This window comes from Kitasatospora sp. NPDC059160, assembly GCF_042755465.1.
Classification (GTDB): domain Bacteria; phylum Actinomycetota; class Actinomycetes; order Streptomycetales; family Streptomycetaceae; genus Kitasatospora.
Map to the genome: position 1 here is coordinate 74,940 of NZ_JBHZCN010000012.1, position 15,040 is coordinate 89,979.

General features: G+C 74.5%; 9 protein-coding genes and 1 tRNA gene. 6 read left to right on the forward strand and 4 right to left on the reverse strand.

Annotated elements, in window-relative coordinates:
* Positions 1-24: 24 nt before the first annotated feature.
* The 5 genes from topA to ACFXOZ_RS07630 all read left to right on the forward strand — a co-directional run bounded on the left by topA (position 25) and on the right by ACFXOZ_RS07630 (position 11,392).
* Positions 25-2,892: a type I DNA topoisomerase gene (topA, locus tag ACFXOZ_RS07610; RefSeq protein ID WP_380588300.1), complete on the forward strand. Its 2,868-nt coding sequence runs from the start codon at positions 25-27 to the stop codon at positions 2,890-2,892.
* Between the two features lie 207 nt (positions 2,893-3,099).
* Positions 3,100-6,477 (forward strand): dTMP kinase, encoded by a 3,378-nt coding sequence (tmk, locus tag ACFXOZ_RS07615; protein WP_380588302.1) that lies wholly within the window; start codon positions 3,100-3,102, stop codon positions 6,475-6,477.
* 307 nt (positions 6,478-6,784) lie between these two features.
* Complete coding sequence (locus ACFXOZ_RS07620) at positions 6,785-7,996, forward strand: DNA polymerase III subunit delta' (RefSeq protein ID WP_375887698.1); 1,212 nt, start codon at positions 6,785-6,787, stop codon at positions 7,994-7,996.
* Positions 7,997-8,338: 342 nt separating this feature from the next.
* Positions 8,339-9,544, forward strand: coding sequence for a hypothetical protein (locus tag ACFXOZ_RS07625; RefSeq protein WP_380588305.1), 1,206 nt, complete (start codon positions 8,339-8,341; stop codon positions 9,542-9,544).
* Positions 9,545-9,676: 132 nt separating this feature from the next.
* Positions 9,677-11,392, forward strand: coding sequence for an alpha/beta hydrolase (locus ACFXOZ_RS07630; protein ID WP_380588307.1), 1,716 nt, complete (start codon positions 9,677-9,679; stop codon positions 11,390-11,392).
* 49 nt (positions 11,393-11,441) lie between these two features.
* Here ACFXOZ_RS07630 and leuE read toward each other — a convergent pair whose 3' ends face one another.
* Positions 11,442-12,098 carry a leucine efflux protein LeuE gene (leuE, locus tag ACFXOZ_RS07635; RefSeq protein WP_375887555.1) on the reverse strand — a complete coding sequence of 219 codons (657 nt, stop codon included), beginning with the start codon at positions 12,096-12,098 and terminating at the stop codon, positions 11,442-11,444.
* 207 nt (positions 12,099-12,305) lie between these two features.
* Between leuE and ACFXOZ_RS07640 the strand changes: the two genes are divergently transcribed.
* Positions 12,306-12,379 (forward strand) — tRNA-Thr (locus ACFXOZ_RS07640).
* Between the two features lie 89 nt (positions 12,380-12,468).
* On the opposite strand, the gene ACFXOZ_RS07645 is transcribed toward ACFXOZ_RS07640, so the two are convergent.
* The 3 genes from ACFXOZ_RS07645 to ACFXOZ_RS07655 form a co-directional block, all read right to left on the reverse strand.
* Positions 12,469-13,113 carry a LuxR C-terminal-related transcriptional regulator gene (locus ACFXOZ_RS07645; protein WP_380588310.1) on the reverse strand — a complete coding sequence of 215 codons (645 nt, stop codon included), beginning with the start codon at positions 13,111-13,113 and terminating at the stop codon, positions 12,469-12,471.
* On the reverse strand, positions 13,077-14,396 hold the full coding sequence (locus ACFXOZ_RS07650; RefSeq protein WP_375887551.1) for a histidine kinase: 1,320 nt from the start codon (positions 14,394-14,396) through the stop codon (positions 13,077-13,079). Before ACFXOZ_RS07650 ends, ACFXOZ_RS07645 begins: the two co-directional genes overlap by 37 nt.
* Positions 14,397-14,488: 92 nt before the next feature.
* Positions 14,489-14,971 carry a MaoC family dehydratase gene (locus tag ACFXOZ_RS07655; RefSeq protein WP_380588313.1) on the reverse strand — a complete coding sequence of 161 codons (483 nt, stop codon included), beginning with the start codon at positions 14,969-14,971 and terminating at the stop codon, positions 14,489-14,491.
* Between the last annotated feature and the right edge of the window lie 69 nt (positions 14,972-15,040).

Here is a 15,040-nt window from a genome sequence, read left to right on the forward strand (position 1 = left end):
AAGGACCGGGAGAGAAGAGCGAAGGTGTCCCCGAGCAGCGAGACCGCGCACGGACAGCGACTCGTCATTGTCGAGTCGCCGGCCAAGGCGAAGACGATCAAGGGCTACCTGGGCCCCGGCTACATCGTCGAGGCGAGCGTCGGGCACATCCGCGACCTGCCCAGCACCGCGGCCGAGGTGCCGGACAAGTACACCGGCGAGGTGCGCCGCCTCGGAGTGGACGTCGATCACGACTTCGCTCCGATCTACGTGGTCAACGCGGACAAGAAGTCCCAGGTCAGCAAGTTGAAGTCGCTCCTGGCGGAGTCCGACGAACTCTTCCTGGCCACCGATGAGGACCGCGAGGGCGAGGCCATCGCGTGGCACCTCCAGCAGGTCCTCAAGCCCAAGGTGCCGGTGCACCGGATGGTGTTCCACGAGATCACCAAGACGGCGATCCAGGAGGCCGTGGCCAACCCGCGCGAGCTGAACCAGCGCCTGGTCGACGCCCAGGAGACCCGCCGCATCCTCGACCGCCTCTACGGCTTCGAGGTTTCGCCGGTGCTGTGGAAGAAGGTCATGCCGAAGCTGTCGGCGGGCCGGGTGCAGTCCGTGGCGACCCGTCTGGTGGTCGAGCGCGAGCGTGAGCGGATGGCTTTCCACACCGCCTCGTACTGGGACCTGGTCGGCACCTTCGGCACCGGCCGCACCCCGGCCGACGCCGCCAACCCGGAGACCTTCGGCGCCCGGCTGGCCTCGGTCGACGGCAAGCGGATCGCCAGCGGCCGCGACTTCGGTTCGGACGGCCGGCTCAAGGCCGGCAGCACCAACACCCTGCACCTGGACGAGCAGGCCGCGCGTCAGCTGGCCGCCGCCCTGGAGCAGACCGCGTTCAGCGTCCGCAGCGTCGAGTCCAAGCCGTACCGCCGCTCGCCGTACGCGCCGTTCCGCACCACCACGCTCCAGCAGGAGGCCAGCCGCAAGCTGGGCTTCGGTGCCAAGCGGACCATGCAGGTGGCCCAGAAGCTGTACGAGAACGGCTTCATCACCTACATGCGTACCGACTCGACCACGCTGTCGGAGACGGCCGTCACCGCCGCCCGCGTGCAGGTCACCCAGCTGTACGGCGCCGACTACCTGCCGGACGCCCCGCGCACCTACGCCAGCAAGGTCAAGAACGCCCAGGAGGCGCACGAGGCCGTCCGCCCCTCCGGCGACCGCTTCCGCACCCCCGCCGAGACCGGTCTGAGCGGCGACGACTTCCGGCTGTACGAGCTGATCTGGATGCGCACCGTCGCCTCCCAGATGAAGGACGCGGTCGGCCAGTCCGTCACCGTCCGGGTCGGTGGCGCCTCCGCCGACGGGCGGGACGTCGAGTTCTCCGCCTCCGGCAAGATCATCACCTTCCACGGCTTCCTCAAGGCCTACGTCGAGGGCGCCGACGACCCGAACGCCGAGCTCGACGACCGCGAACGCCGGCTGCCGCAGGTCGCCCAGGGCGACCCGCTGGCCGCCGAGCGGATCACCCCGGAGGGCCACGCCACCAAGCCGCCGGCCCGCTACACCGAGGCCTCGCTGGTCAAGGAGCTGGAGGACCGCGAGATCGGCCGCCCCTCCACCTACGCGTCGATCATCGACACGATCATCCAGCGCCGGTACGTGTTCAAGAAGGGCACGGCGCTCGTCCCGTCCTTCCTCTCCTTCGCCGTGGTCAACCTGCTGGAGAAGCACTTCGGCCGGCTGGTCGACTACGACTTCACCGCGAGGATGGAGGACGACCTCGACCGGATCGCCGCCGGTGAGGCGAAGTCCGTGCCGTGGCTCAAGCGCTTCTACTTCGGTGAGGGCGAGGGCGCGGCCGGCGGTGCCGCCGAGGCCGGCAACGGCGACGGCGACCACCTGGGCGGCCTGAAGGAACTGGTCACCGACCTCGGCGCGATCGACGCCCGGGAGATCAGCTCGTTCCGGATCAGCGACGACATCACCCTGCGGGTCGGCCGCTACGGCCCGTACGTCGAGCGCGCCTCCGCCGTCGAGGGCGAGCCCGGCCAGCGCGCCGACATCCCGGACGAGCTGCCGCCGGACGAGCTGACCGTCGAGCTGGCCGAGGAGCTGCTGGCCAAGCCCAGCGGCGACTTCGAGCTCGGCCCGGACCCGGTCAGCGGCAACATGCTGGTCGCCAAGGACGGCCGCTACGGCCCGTACGTGACCGAGATCCTGCCCGAGGGCACGCCCAAGACCGGCAAGAACGCCGTCAAGCCGCGCACCGCCTCGCTGTTCAAGACCATGGCGCTGGACACCGTCACCCTGGAGGACGCGCTGCGGCTGCTCTCGCTGCCGCGCGTGGTCGGCACCGACGCCGAGGGCGCCGAGATCACCGCGCAGAACGGCCGCTACGGCCCGTACCTCAAGCGCGGCACCGACTCGCGCTCGCTCACCAGCGAGGACCAGCTCTTCACCATCACCCTCGACGAGGCGCTGGCGATCTACGCCCAGCCCAAGCAGCGCGGTCGCGCCGCGGCCGCCCCGCCGCTCAAGGAGCTGGGCACCGACCCGGTCTCCGAGCGCCCGGTGGTGGTCAAGGACGGCCGCTTCGGCCCGTACGTGACCGACGGCGAGACCAACGCCACGCTGCGCAAGGACGACGAGGTCGAGACCATCACGCCGGAGCGCGGCTACGAGCTGCTCGCCGAGAAGCGGGCGCGCGGGCCGGTGAAGAAGGTGGCGAAGAAGGCCCCGGCGAAGAAGGCCGCGGCCAAGAAGACGACCACCGCCAAGGCGACGGCGACCAAGACCGCCGCCAAGAAGACGGCGGCGAAGAAGACGACCACCACCAAGACGGCGGCGGCGAAGAAGACGGCCGCGAAGAAGACCGCGGCCGCCAAGACCACCGCCACCACCGACGAGGGCTGATCCGACGGGGCTGATCCGTCGGGCGGCAGCTCGACGGCAGCTCGACGGCGGCACCGGGCCCGTGTCCCCCACCAGGGGGCGCGGGCCCGAGCTCTGTGCGGGGACGGGCTCGAGCTCTGTGCAGGGATCGTCACAGGCCGGTGATGAGGGCGAACCGGAACCCCCTTCGTCTCAATCCGGCAAAGCCCAGCCCGCTACGCTGACCGTATGACGAGCGAGGAGCAGCCCACCCCCAGCGCCGCCCCGGCCGCCGGAGCCACCGGGCCCGACCTGCCCGAGGTCGCGCCCGCCGGCACCCCGGTGGACCGGGCCCGGGCGCTGCTGCGGACCAGGCCCTACCGGCGCCTGTGGACCACCCAGCTGATCGGCGGCACCGCCGACCGGCTCGGGCTGCTGGTGCTGCTCGCGCTCACCGTGATCGCCGTCGCCCAGGGCGGGCAGTTCGGCGACCTGCCGCGCAGCCTCGCCTTCGCCGTGGCGGCCGTCCTCGCCGCCCGGGTGGCGGCCACCGGGCTGGTCGGCGTGGCGCTGCTGGAGCCGGTGCACCAGCTGGTCGCCGGCAAGCTCGACCGGCGCTGGACGCTGGTCGGCGCCGACGCGCTGAGCGCCCTGCTGATCGGGCTCGCGCCCTGGTGGACGGTCTGGCTGGGCTCCGGCCCCCGGCCCTCCGGCGGGGCCGGCTACGTGCTGCTCGCCACCGTGTTCCTCACCGGTGCGGCCGAGCGGGTCCGGGGGATCGCCAGGGCCGTCGCCGTCCCCGGCCTGCTGCCGCCGGCCAACCCGTACGCCCCGGCCGCCGAGCGGCGGCCGGCCGCCGCCAACCTGGACACCGTCCGGAGCATCGACCGGTTCACCGGCTGGGTCACCGTGCCGCTCGGCGCCCTCGGCCTGGTCGCGTTCACCCTGGTCAACAACGTCGGTGCGGCGCTCGGCTCGGACTGGCTGCGCGCCCACCAGCTGACCTTCGCGGCGCTCGGCGCGGCCGGCCTGTTCACCGCCGCGGCCGTCTGCGGCCACCTCCAGCAGCTGCCCGGCGGCCCCGTGGCCGTCGCCCCGCACTCGCCGCTGACCGGCCTGCGCGCCCCGACCGACGCGACCCCCGGCCCCGCCCTGGGCAAGGGCCGCACCGGCAGCGCCCCGTACTTCACCTTCGCCGTCGCGGCCGGCTACGCCTCGATGGCGGGCGTCGCCGCCCTGGCGCTGCTCACCGCCGCCGAGCACCGGGCCGGACCGATCGGCTACGGCCTGGTCGTGCTCGCCGCGGCCAGTGCCCCGGCGCTGGGCACCCGGCTCACCCGGGCCACCCTGCCCTCGCTCTCCCGCCGCCGGCTGCTCGCGCTGGCGCTGCTCGCCGAGGGCGTCGCGCTGATCCTGGCCGGGCTGGTGCTGGACTTCGTGCTGGTCCTGCTGCTCACCGTGCTGGCCGGACTGGCCGCCGGGATCGTCGTCTCCGCCGGGCGGGGCCTGCTCGCCCAGGAGGTCGAGGAGGCCCGGCTGTCCAAGGTCACCGAGCACCTGTACGCGGTGCTGCGGGCCGTGGTCGCCGCCGCGCTGGTCGTCGTCCCGCTGATCGCCGCCGGGTACGGGGACGTCGAGTACGGCACCGTCGAGCCCGGCTCGTTCACCTTCATCCACGGCGGCGGCGCCCTCGCCGTCGCCACCGCGGGGCTGCTCACCCTCGTCCTCGCCGCCGTCGTGCTGCTGCGCACCGACGACCGGCGCGGCACCGTGCCGTTCGGCCGGGACCTGGTCGACGCCGTCCGCGGCGGCAGCGGCCCGGTGCCGCACCGGGGCGCCGGCACCGGCTTCTTCATCGCCCTGGAGGGCGGCGACGGCGCCGGCAAGTCCACCCAGGCCCAGGCACTCGCCGAGTGGATCCGCGGCAAGGGGCACGAGGTCGTGCTCACCCGCGAGCCCGGCGGCAGCCCGGTCGGCCAGCGGCTGCGCGGCCTCGTCCTGGACGTCGGCAACACCGGCCTGTCGCACCGCGCCGAGGCGCTGATCTACGCGGCCGACCGCGCGGAGCACGTCGAGAACGTCATCCGGCCGGCCCTCGCCCGCGGCGCCGTGGTGATCACCGACCGGTACATGGACTCCTCCATCGCCTACCAGGGCGCCGGGCGCGACCTGGCCGCCACCGAGGTCGCCCGGATCTCCCGCTGGGCGACCGGCGGACTGCTGCCCGACCTCACCGTGGTGCTGGACGTCGACCCGACCCGGGCCCGGCAGCGCTTCACCGAGGCGCTCGACCGGCTGGAGTCCGAGCCCACCGAGTTCCACCAGCGGGTCCGGGCCGGCTTCCTCGCCCTCGCGGCCGCCGACCCGGCGCGCTACCTGGTGGTGGACGGCAGCCAGGCCCCCGGCTTCGTCACCACCGCCATCCGCCACCGGCTCGACCGCGAGCTGCCGCTCTCCGAGCAGGAGAAGGCCGCCCGCGCCGAGCAGGAGCGGTTGGCCAAGGAGGAGGCCGAGCGGCGCGCTGCCGAGGAGGCCCGCAGGAAGGCCGAGGAGGAGGCCGCCGAGCGCAAGCGCCAGGAGGTGCTGGCGCAGCTGCGGGCCGAGCAGGCCGAGCAGGAGCGGCTCGCCAAGGAGGAGGCCGAGCGGGTCGCCGCCGAGGCGCGGCGCAAGGCCGAGGAGGAGGCCCGCCGCCGGGCCGAGCAGGAAGCCCGTCGCCGGGCCGAGGAAGAGGCTCGCCGTCGGGCGGAGGAAGAGGTCCGGCTGGCGGCGGAGGCCGCCGAACGGAAGCGGATCGCCGACGAGGCGGCCGCCCAGGCCGAGCTCCAGCGGCAGCGGGAGCTGGCGCGCGAGGAGCAGCGGCGCCGGGCGGAGGAGGCGCTGCAGCGGGCCGAGGAGGCCCGGCTGGCGCAGGCCGCCGCGCTCGCGGCTGCGGCTGCTGCGGCGCAGACGGCTGCGGACCGGGCCGGTGCGGCGGCGACGGCGGAGCTCCGGGCGGTTCGGGACACGCCTCGGGACGAGCCTCGGGACGCGCCTCGGGACACTTCTCGGGACGCGGCGGGCGGCCTCGGCGACGAGGCGACGCGGGAGCTGACGCCGCAGGACCGGCAGGCGGCCGTCCGGGCGGCTGAGGCTGTTGAGGCCGCTAAGGCCGCGAGGGCGGCTGAGGCTGTTGAGGCTGTTGAGGCGACCACCCGGCTGCCGAAGGTGCCGGCCGTCGACGAGACCGCGGTGCTGCCGAAGGTGCCTGCGGTGGACGAGACGGCCGTGCTGCCGAGGGTTCCCGCCGTGGACGAGACGGCGGTGCTGCCGCGGGTCGGTCCGGGGCGTCCCGGCGAGCCGGTGGACAGTACCCGTGAGCTGCCGGTGGTTCCGCAGGCCGGCGAGTCACAGTCCGGCGAGTCGCAGTCCACCGCCGAGCGGCCGAGGCCGGACTGGGCCGAGGAGACGCCGATGGACGACCTGCCGAGCCTCACCGACACGCTGCTCGGCTCGCGGGACGAGTGGGCGCACTGGGAGCACGGCGGAGACCGGGCCGACCCCGGCCGCGGTGGCGGGGACGACCGCGGCGAGGACGGCGGCAAGGGCAAGGACAAGGGCAAGAGCCGCCGCTGGGGCCGACGCAGCTGAGCAGCGCTGGCCGGGAGGTCCGACGGCCGGTTGGAGGACGGGCGGTGTCGCACCGGGGGAGCCCCGGGGTGGCACCGCCCGTCGTCGTACCCGGGGCGCGCGGCTGTCGGCCGTGGGTTCGGCCGTGAGTTCGGCTGTGAGTTCGGCCGTGGGCTCGGCGGGGGTGCGGGGCGGGGCGGCGGCGGTTCGGCCGTCGTTCGCGGCCCGGTGCGCCTCGGACGGAGCAGTGGCTGTCGGAGCGGAGACGTATGCTCGACGGCGGGGAATCGGCGCCTGGCGCGCTGCCGTACGGAGCTTGGGAGCAGCAGTGGCCGTCTGGGACGACCTGGTGGGCCAGGATCGGGTGGTCGAACAGCTGACCGCCGCGGCCCGGGCGGCCGGGGCGACGGTCGAGGCCGGTCGCGGCGCCGCCGCCGACCAGGGCGGGAACGCCTCCCTGATGACGCACGCCTGGCTGTTCACCGGCCCGCCCGGCGCCGGGCAGGTCACCGCCGCGCGCGCCTTCGCCGCCGCCCTCCAGTGCACCAGCCCCGACCTCGCGCTGGGCGGCACGCCCGGCTGCGGGTTCTGCGACGGCTGCCACACCGTGCTGGCCGGCAGCCACGCCGACGTCAAGTACGTGCGGACGGACGGCCTGTCCATCGGCGTCGGCGACATGCGCGACCTGGTCCTGCGCGCCTCCAGCTACCCGACCGGCGGCCGCTGGTCGGTGATCCTGGTGGACGCGGCCCACCGGCTCACCGAGGCCGCCGCCAACGCTCTGCTCAAGGGCGTGGAGGAGCCCTCCCCGCGCACCGTCTGGCTGCTGTGCGCCCCCTCCGTCCAGGACGTGCTGCCGACCATCCGCTCGCGCTGCCGCCTGCTGGTGCTGCGCACGCCTGCCGCCGAGGCGGTCGCCGACATGCTGGTCGGCCGTGACGGCGTCGACCCGGAGACCGCCCGGCTCGCCGCGCTCGCCGGCCAGGGCGACATCGAACGCACCCGCCGCCTCGCCGTGGACGAGCAGGCCCGCACCCGCCGGGCCGAGGTGCTGCGGATCCCGCTGGAGGTCGCCGACATCGGCGGCTGCCTGACCGCCGCCCAGCGCCTGGTCGACACCGCCAAGGCGGACGCCGAGGCCCTCGCCGAGACCCAGGACACCAAGGAGACCGACGACCTCAAGGCCGCCTACGGCGCCGCCGAGGGCAGCAAGGCGCCGCGCGGCATGGCCGGGGCCGTCAAGGAGCTGGAGAAGCGGCAGAAGAGCCGAGCCACCCGCACCCGCCGGGAGACGCTCGGGGTCGCGCTGCTCGACCTGCTCGGGTTCTACCGGGACGTGCTGGCGATCCAGCTCGGCTCCACCGGTGTGCTCGCCAACGAGGACCAGCGGCAGGCGCTCGACCGGGTCGCCCGGGACGGGACGGCCGAGAACACCCTGCGCCGGATCGAGGCGGTGCTCGCCTGCCGGGTGGCGCTGGACCGCAACGTGGACCCGCTGCTCGCGGTCGAGGCGATGACGATGGCGCTGCGGGCGGGCTGAGGGGCGTCCCGGTCGGGGGCGGTTGAGCGGCTGTCGGGTTGTCGGCTCGTCAGGTCGTCAGCTGGTGTGGCTCTGCGGCCGTGCGGACGGCGGTGGGGCAGGGGCCGTACGCCGCCCGGAGGTGCCGGGGGTCGGTCCGGCGTCCCACCTTCGAGTGAACGGGCGATACTCGCCGGGCACACCCGCGTGTGACGGCGTGCCCGTTGTGCACGCTGGGGGCCGACTGTGCCCCGGCCGTACCCCGGTCCTCCCCGTCGGGAGGGCCCGCCGCCGGAGCGGTCGCCCCCCGCACGGCACCGGGTCCGGTCCGGCGCCGGCCCTCGTCCCGAGGTGGTGCGTTCCGTGGTTCGTCCGCTCCTCGTCATTCCCCTGCTGGCTGCCGCCATCGGCGGACTCTGGCTGGCGCGTGGTGCGCTCCAGCGCTGGCGCGACCTGCAGTCCGCCGCGACCTACGAACTGGCGGGCGACCGGTGGCCGATGCTGGTCCGGGCGGGAGGGGCGATGGTCTGCGGGGTGTGCGTCACCGCGTTGACGCTGCTCACCGCGCTCGGGGCGTTCGGTGGTCTCGGGCACGGCCCGTCCTCGACGGACCGGACCGAATCGGCTGTCGACGCGGCCGCGGCCGGGGCCTGGTCGGGCTCCGCGCCGGGGACGGCGGGCCGGCAGCAGGCGGCGCCGCCCGTCGCCACCGAGCCGGCCGCGGGTGCGGCGGGTGCGTCGGGTGCGGCAGGTGCGGCGGGTGCGGGTGCGGCGGGTGCCTCGGCGTCGGCGGCCGCCCCCGCCGTGGTCAGCCGCTTCGACAGCGTGGGGCACCCGGGCGGCGGCGAACTGCTGCAGTCCGCCGTGCTCGGCCCCGACGGGAAGCCGCGCAACGTCCGGGTCTGGCTGCCCGCGCAGTACGCCAAGGAGCCCAACGCGCGCTTCCCGGTCGTCGTGATGCACGCCGCCACCCCGGGCAAGACCGCCGACGCCGAGGTCCCGGACGTCTTCGAGGGCGTCGGCGCCGCCCTGCAGGCCGGCCGCGCCCGTCCGTTCATCCTGGTCGCCCCCGAGGCGCCGAACGGCACCGCGCACCCCTGCGAACTGGTCGCCGCCGCCCCGGCCGCCGTCGCCGACGACGCGGCCCTGCGCACCACCATCGCCGCCTCCTTCCGCACCCTCCAGCCCGGCCCGGCCTCCTGGGGCACCCTCGGGGTCGACGGCGGCGCGCCGTGCGCCGCCGCGGCCGGGCTCTCCCGCCCGGACCTGTACGGCGCCGCCGCCGCCGTCTCCGGCCGCTACGACACCGCCGCGCTCACCCAGACCGGCGCCGAGGCCCCGGCGGGCAGCTCGGCCAAGCTGCTGCTCGCCGCCGCCAAGGGCGACGCCGCCGGGCTCGACGCGGCCCGCAAGCTGCAGGCCTCGCTCAAGGCCGCTCCGGGCCCGGCGGCCAAGGCCGAGGTGCGGATCTCGGACAACGTGCAGGACTACTCGGCCGACCGGGAGCGGCTGCGACTGGTCCGTCAGGCGGCACAGTTCCTGGCCGAGGCGCTGGCCAAGGCTTCCTGAGCGACGCTGGTGGAGGCGCCGTGAGCGCCGGCCGAGCCGGCGTTACGCTGCCCGGTGCCCGGGGTGGGTACCGGGCAGCGGTGTTCCTTCGTTCCCGTACGTTTCTCGGACTGGTGGGTTGGGAGGAGACGGATGAGGGGCTCCGCGCGGTTGCGGGCGGTTGCGGTGGTGCTCGCGGTCGGGCTGCTGGCGGCCTCGGCGGGCGGGTGCGGCCGGGGTTCCTCGGGGCCGGCGGGTGGGTCCGGCGCCTCCGGTGTGCCCGGACAGGCCTCCTCCGACTCGACGGCTGCGGGGGCGGACGCGGGTACGGGCGCGGGCTCGGACGCGGGTGCGGGTGCGCGGCCCGGTGGTGGTGACGGTGACGGTGCCGGCGTCGGAGCCACCCCCTTGGAGCCGCTGCCCGCCGCCGTCCCCGCCGCGCTCGCGCCGTACTACGCCCAGCACCCGGCCTGGCAGTCGTGCGACGGCGGCTTCGAGTGCGCCACCTTCCGGGTCCCGATGGACTACGACCACCCCGGTGACGGTGAGCTCACCCTCGCGGCCGCCCGCGCCGCCGCCCTGCCCGACGACCCCGGCGGCGCCGGCGCCGCCGGCGACACCCCCCGGGCGGGCTCGCTGCTGCTCAACCCGGGCGGCCCCGGCGGCTCGGCGGTCGAGTACCTGGAGGCCGTCGCCGGGACGTACGACCGCACGGTGCGCGCCCGGTACGACCTAGTCGGCCTCGACCCGCGGGGGGTCGGCCGCAGCAACCCGGTCAGCTGCCTGAACGGCGAGCGGATGGACGCCTTCACCGCCGCCGATCTGGCTCCCGGCGACCAGGGGGCGGTCGACGCGCTGGTCGCCGTCGACAAGGAGTTCGCCGAGGGCTGCCGCAGGCAGGCCGGGACCGCGCTCGGCCACCTCAGCACCGTCGAGTCCGCCCGCGACATGGACGTGCTGCGCGCCCTGCTCGGCGACGAGCGGCTCAACTTCGTCGGAAAGTCGTACGGCACCTTCCTCGGCGCCACCTACGCGGGCCTGTTCCCGACCCGGGTCGGGCGGGTGGTGCTGGACGGCGCCATGGACCCGGCGCTCGACTCCGTCACCGGCAACCGCACCCAGGCCGGCGGCTTCGAGACCGCCTGGACCGCCTTCGCCGAGGACTGCGCCAAGCGCGAGGACTGCCCGCTCGGCCGCACCGGACAGCAGGTCGGCGACCAGCTCACCGCCCTGCTCGCGACCGTCCACGCCCACCCGCTGCCCAGCACCGACAACGGGCGCCGGCTCACCGAGGCCCAGGCCACCACCGGCGTCGTCCAGGCCATGTACGCCGAGTTCCTCTGGCCCAAGCTGCGCACCGCGCTCACCGACGCCAGGGCCGGCGACGGCACCGGGCTGCTCAAGCTCTCCGACGCCTACTACGGGCGCGAGGCGGACGGCTCCTACCCCAACCTGATGTTCGCCAACACGGCGGTCAACTGCCTCGACCTGCCCGCGCCGTTCCGCTCGCCCGAGGACGTCCAGCGGGCGGTGCCGGACTTCGAACGCGCCTCGCCGCACTTCGGCCGCGACATGGCCTGGATGGCCCTGACCTGCGCCTACTGGCCCGTCCGGGCCACCGGCGCGGCCCACACCATCCGGGCCGCCGGCGCCGCCCCGATCGTCGTCATCGGCACCACCCGCGACCCGGCCACCCCCTACGCGTGGGCCCGATCCCTCACCGGACAGCTGGAATCCGGCCGCCTGCTCACCTACGACGGCGACGGCCACACCGCGTACGGGCGGCGCAGCAGCTGCGTCGACGGCGCGGTCAACCGCTTCCTGCTCACCGGGGAGGCGCCGGACCAGGGCAAGCGCTGCGACCGGTAGCCCCGGGTGGCCCCGGGTGGCCCCGGGGAGCCGCCGGCCGGGCCTCCGCTCAGGCGGAGGAGACCGCCAGCTTCGCGGCGAAGCCCGCGAACAGGACGGCGACACCGCTGGTCAGGGTCGCGGACAGGCGCCGGCGGCGACGGAAGGCCGTCGCGAGCGTGGTGCCCGCGAATATCAGCAGCGAGAGGTACAGCATGCTGAAGGTCTGCAGGATCCCGCCCAGCAGCGCGAAGGAGAGCACCGGCTGCCCGTAGGACGGGTCGACGAACTGGGTGAAGAACGACAGCAGGAACAGGATCGCCTTCGGGTTCAGCAGGCTGATCACCAGCGCCCGCCGGAACGGCCGCTCACCCGCCTCCTCCACCGCCTCCGCACCGCCCGCCGGATCGGCCTCGGCCCGGTGCTCGCGCCACAGCTGGCGGGCCGCCCGCAGCATCCCGAAGCCGATCCACAGCAGGTACGCGGCACCGCCGAACTTCACCACCGCGAACACCGCCGGATTGGCCTTCAACAGCGAGGCCGCCCCCAACGAGGTCAGGCTGATCAACGTGAGGTCGCCGACGAACACCCCCGCCGCGGCCCGGTACCCGGTCCGGACGCCCTTGCGGGCGGCGACCGACAGCACGTACAGCGAGTTGGGGCCGGGCAGCAGAATGATGACGAGGGCGCCGAGGACGTACGTCGCCAGGTCGTTGACACCGAACACGGTGGCTCCGGGAGTGGGGAGGGGGCTGGCAGGGGGGCGCTCATCGTAACGTCGTACCAGCGATCGACCGAAGCGAAAACCGTCCACCCGCCGCGGCACCCCCACCCCGGCCCCACCCCGGCCCCACCCCGGCCCCACCGCCCCGGCTACGGATCACCTGCGAACCTGTGTAGACTGACCCGCGTTGCCACCACACATGGCAGCGGTGCCGCCTTAGCTCAGTTGGCCAGAGCAACGCACTCGTAATGCGTAGGTCGCGGGTTCGAATCCCGCAGGCGGCTCTGTAGAAGCCCCAGGACTCACTCGCCGTGACCTGGGGCTTTTGCCTTTTCTCGGCCTGGGGGCAGGACCGGTGCGCGGGTGCCGGGGGTTATTGGTCGAGGTAGGTGAGGACGGCGAGGACGCGGCGGTTGTCGGTGTCGGTGGGGAGGAGGTTGAGCTTGGTGAAGATGTTGCTGATGTGTTTGGCGACGGCCTTCTCGGTGATGAAGAGGCCCTGGGCGATGCCGGCGTTGGAGCGGCCCTGGGCGAGCCATTCGAGGACTTCGCGTTCGCGGGTGGAGAGGGCGGCGACGGATTCGTCGCGTTCCTTGCGGATGAGGAGTTGGGAGATGACCTCGGGGTCCATGGCGGTGCCGCCGTCGGCGACGCGGCGGATGGAGTCGAGGAACTGGGAGCCGTTGGTGACGCGGTCCTTGAGCATGTAGCCGACGCCGCGGCCGCCGCTGGCGAGGAGTTCGCGGGCGTAGAGGGGTTCGACGTACTGGGAGAGGAGGAGGACGGGGAGGGCTGGGGTGGTGCGGCGGGCGGTGAGGACGGCGCGCAGGCCCTCGTCGGTGAAGTTGGGGGGGAGCCGGACGTCGACGACGGCGACGTCCGGCTGGTGGTCGGTGAGGGCGCGGAGGAGGTCGGCGCCGTTGTCGACGGCGGCGGTCACCTCGTGGCCGTAGGCCTGGAGGAGGCGGATCAGGCCGTCCCTCAGGAGGAAGTGGTCTTCGGCGAGGACAATGCGCACGGGAGCTCCATGGTGACCATGGTGGGGCCGTTGACGGGGCTGCTGACGGCGAGGACGCCGTCGAAGGTGGCGAGCCGTCGTTCGATGCCGCGCAGGCCGGTGCCGCGGGTGGCGTCGGCTCCGCCGCGGCCGGTGTCCGTGACGGTGACGCGCAGCATGCCGTGATCGTAGCGAATGTCGATCCAGGCGCGGTCCGCGTGCGAGTGCTTGGAGACGTTGGTGAGGATCTCCGAGATGGCGAAGTAGGCGGCGGACTCGACGGGCATCTCGGGGCGGCCGGGGAGGTCGACCGCGACCTCGGTGGGGACCGGGCAGACCATCGCCAACGCCCGGACGGCGTCGGCCAGTCCGCGGTCGGCGAGGACCGGCGGGTGGATGCCGCGGACCAGGTTGCGGATCTCCTCCAGGGCCTTGGAGGAGGACTCCCGGGCCTCGATCAGCAGGGCGCGGACGGCGTCCGGGTTGGTCTCCAGGAGGTGCTCGGCGGCGTCCAGGGTCATGCCCATCGCGACCAGGCGGGCCTGGGCGCCGTCGTGGAGGTCGCGCTCGATCCGGCGGATCTCGGCCATCTGGGTGTCCACCGCGGTGCTGCGGGTGGTGGTGAGGTGCTCGATCCGGCTGGCCATCAGCTCCTGCTCGCTCGGGGCGAGCATCGAGCGGGTGTGGAGGGCGTGCCGGCGCACCGCGCGGGGCGCCGTCCAGAGGGCGAGCGGGAGTTGGAGCAGGCCGAGGACACCGGCCAGGACGGCGGTGGCCTGGCCGTCGATCGGGATGAACTGGTACCAGAGGCCGTCCCACTCGGTGGACAGCGGGACGCCGAAGAAGGCCAGGAAGATCCCCCAGAGGCCGCTGAGCACCAGGGCGATCGGGCCGAAGGCGAGCAGGCCGCCGGCGATCGGGTCGGTGAGGATCCAGGCGAACTCCCGGCGGGTCTGCGGGTCGCTCATGATCCAGCGGTAGCGGGCGATCGCCCCGGAGGCGCCCTCGGGGACGGGCGGCAGCGGTCCGGGCGGGCCCGGGATCCGGACGCCCGACCAGTCCTCGGCCAGGCCGCGCTGACGGGCCGCCAGGGCACGGACCCGCTGCATCGCCCGGGGCACCAGGCCGAGGCCGGGGCCGACCAGGGAGATCGCGGTGGTGAGTCCGAGGGACCGGCCGAAGGCGGAGACGGAGAGCCAGCAGAGCGTCAACGCGCGCCGGAGTCCGGTGAGTCCGGCGGAAGCGGAGAAGCCCCTGATCTCGACCGGTGCCGGGTCGGGCCCGAGCTGCATCGTGCGGTCCATGGACGCGCTCCTCTCTGGTGCCTGCGTGCTGCTCCCGGCCGTGGTGGCCGTGGGGACCATTCTGGGGCGGTGGGGTGCGGGACGCGGTGGTACTAACTCCCCTCTTGGGGAGACGCCTTCGGGGTGGCGAGGAAGAGGGAGAGGGTGTCGGCGACGCAGGCCGCGCGGGTCTCGCCCTCGATCTCCACGGTCATCCGCACCGCGGCCAGGTGGCCGGCCGGTGTCTCGCGCACGCTGGTCACCCGGGCGCCGCCGCGGACCCGGGCGCCGACCTTCACCGGGTGCGGGAAACGCACCTTGTCCAGGCCGAAGTTGACGCCCATGGTGACGGACTCGATCGCGAAGATGGCGCGCATCATCGCCGGCAGCAGGCCGAGCGTCAGGTAGCCGTGGACGATGGTGGTGCCGAAGGGGCCGGTGGCCGCGCGTTCCGGGTCCACGTGGATCCACTGGAGGTCGCCGGTCGCGCCGGCGAACCGGTCGACGCTCTCCTGGGTGACGACCAGCCAGTCGCTGTAGCCGAGGTGCTCGCCGGTCGCCTCGGTGAACTCGGCCAGGGTGGCAAAGGATCTCATGGGGTGATTCTCCGCCGCGGCGGCTGACGCTCAACTGACGTGCCGCTGAAGGAGGGTGGGGGAGAGGGA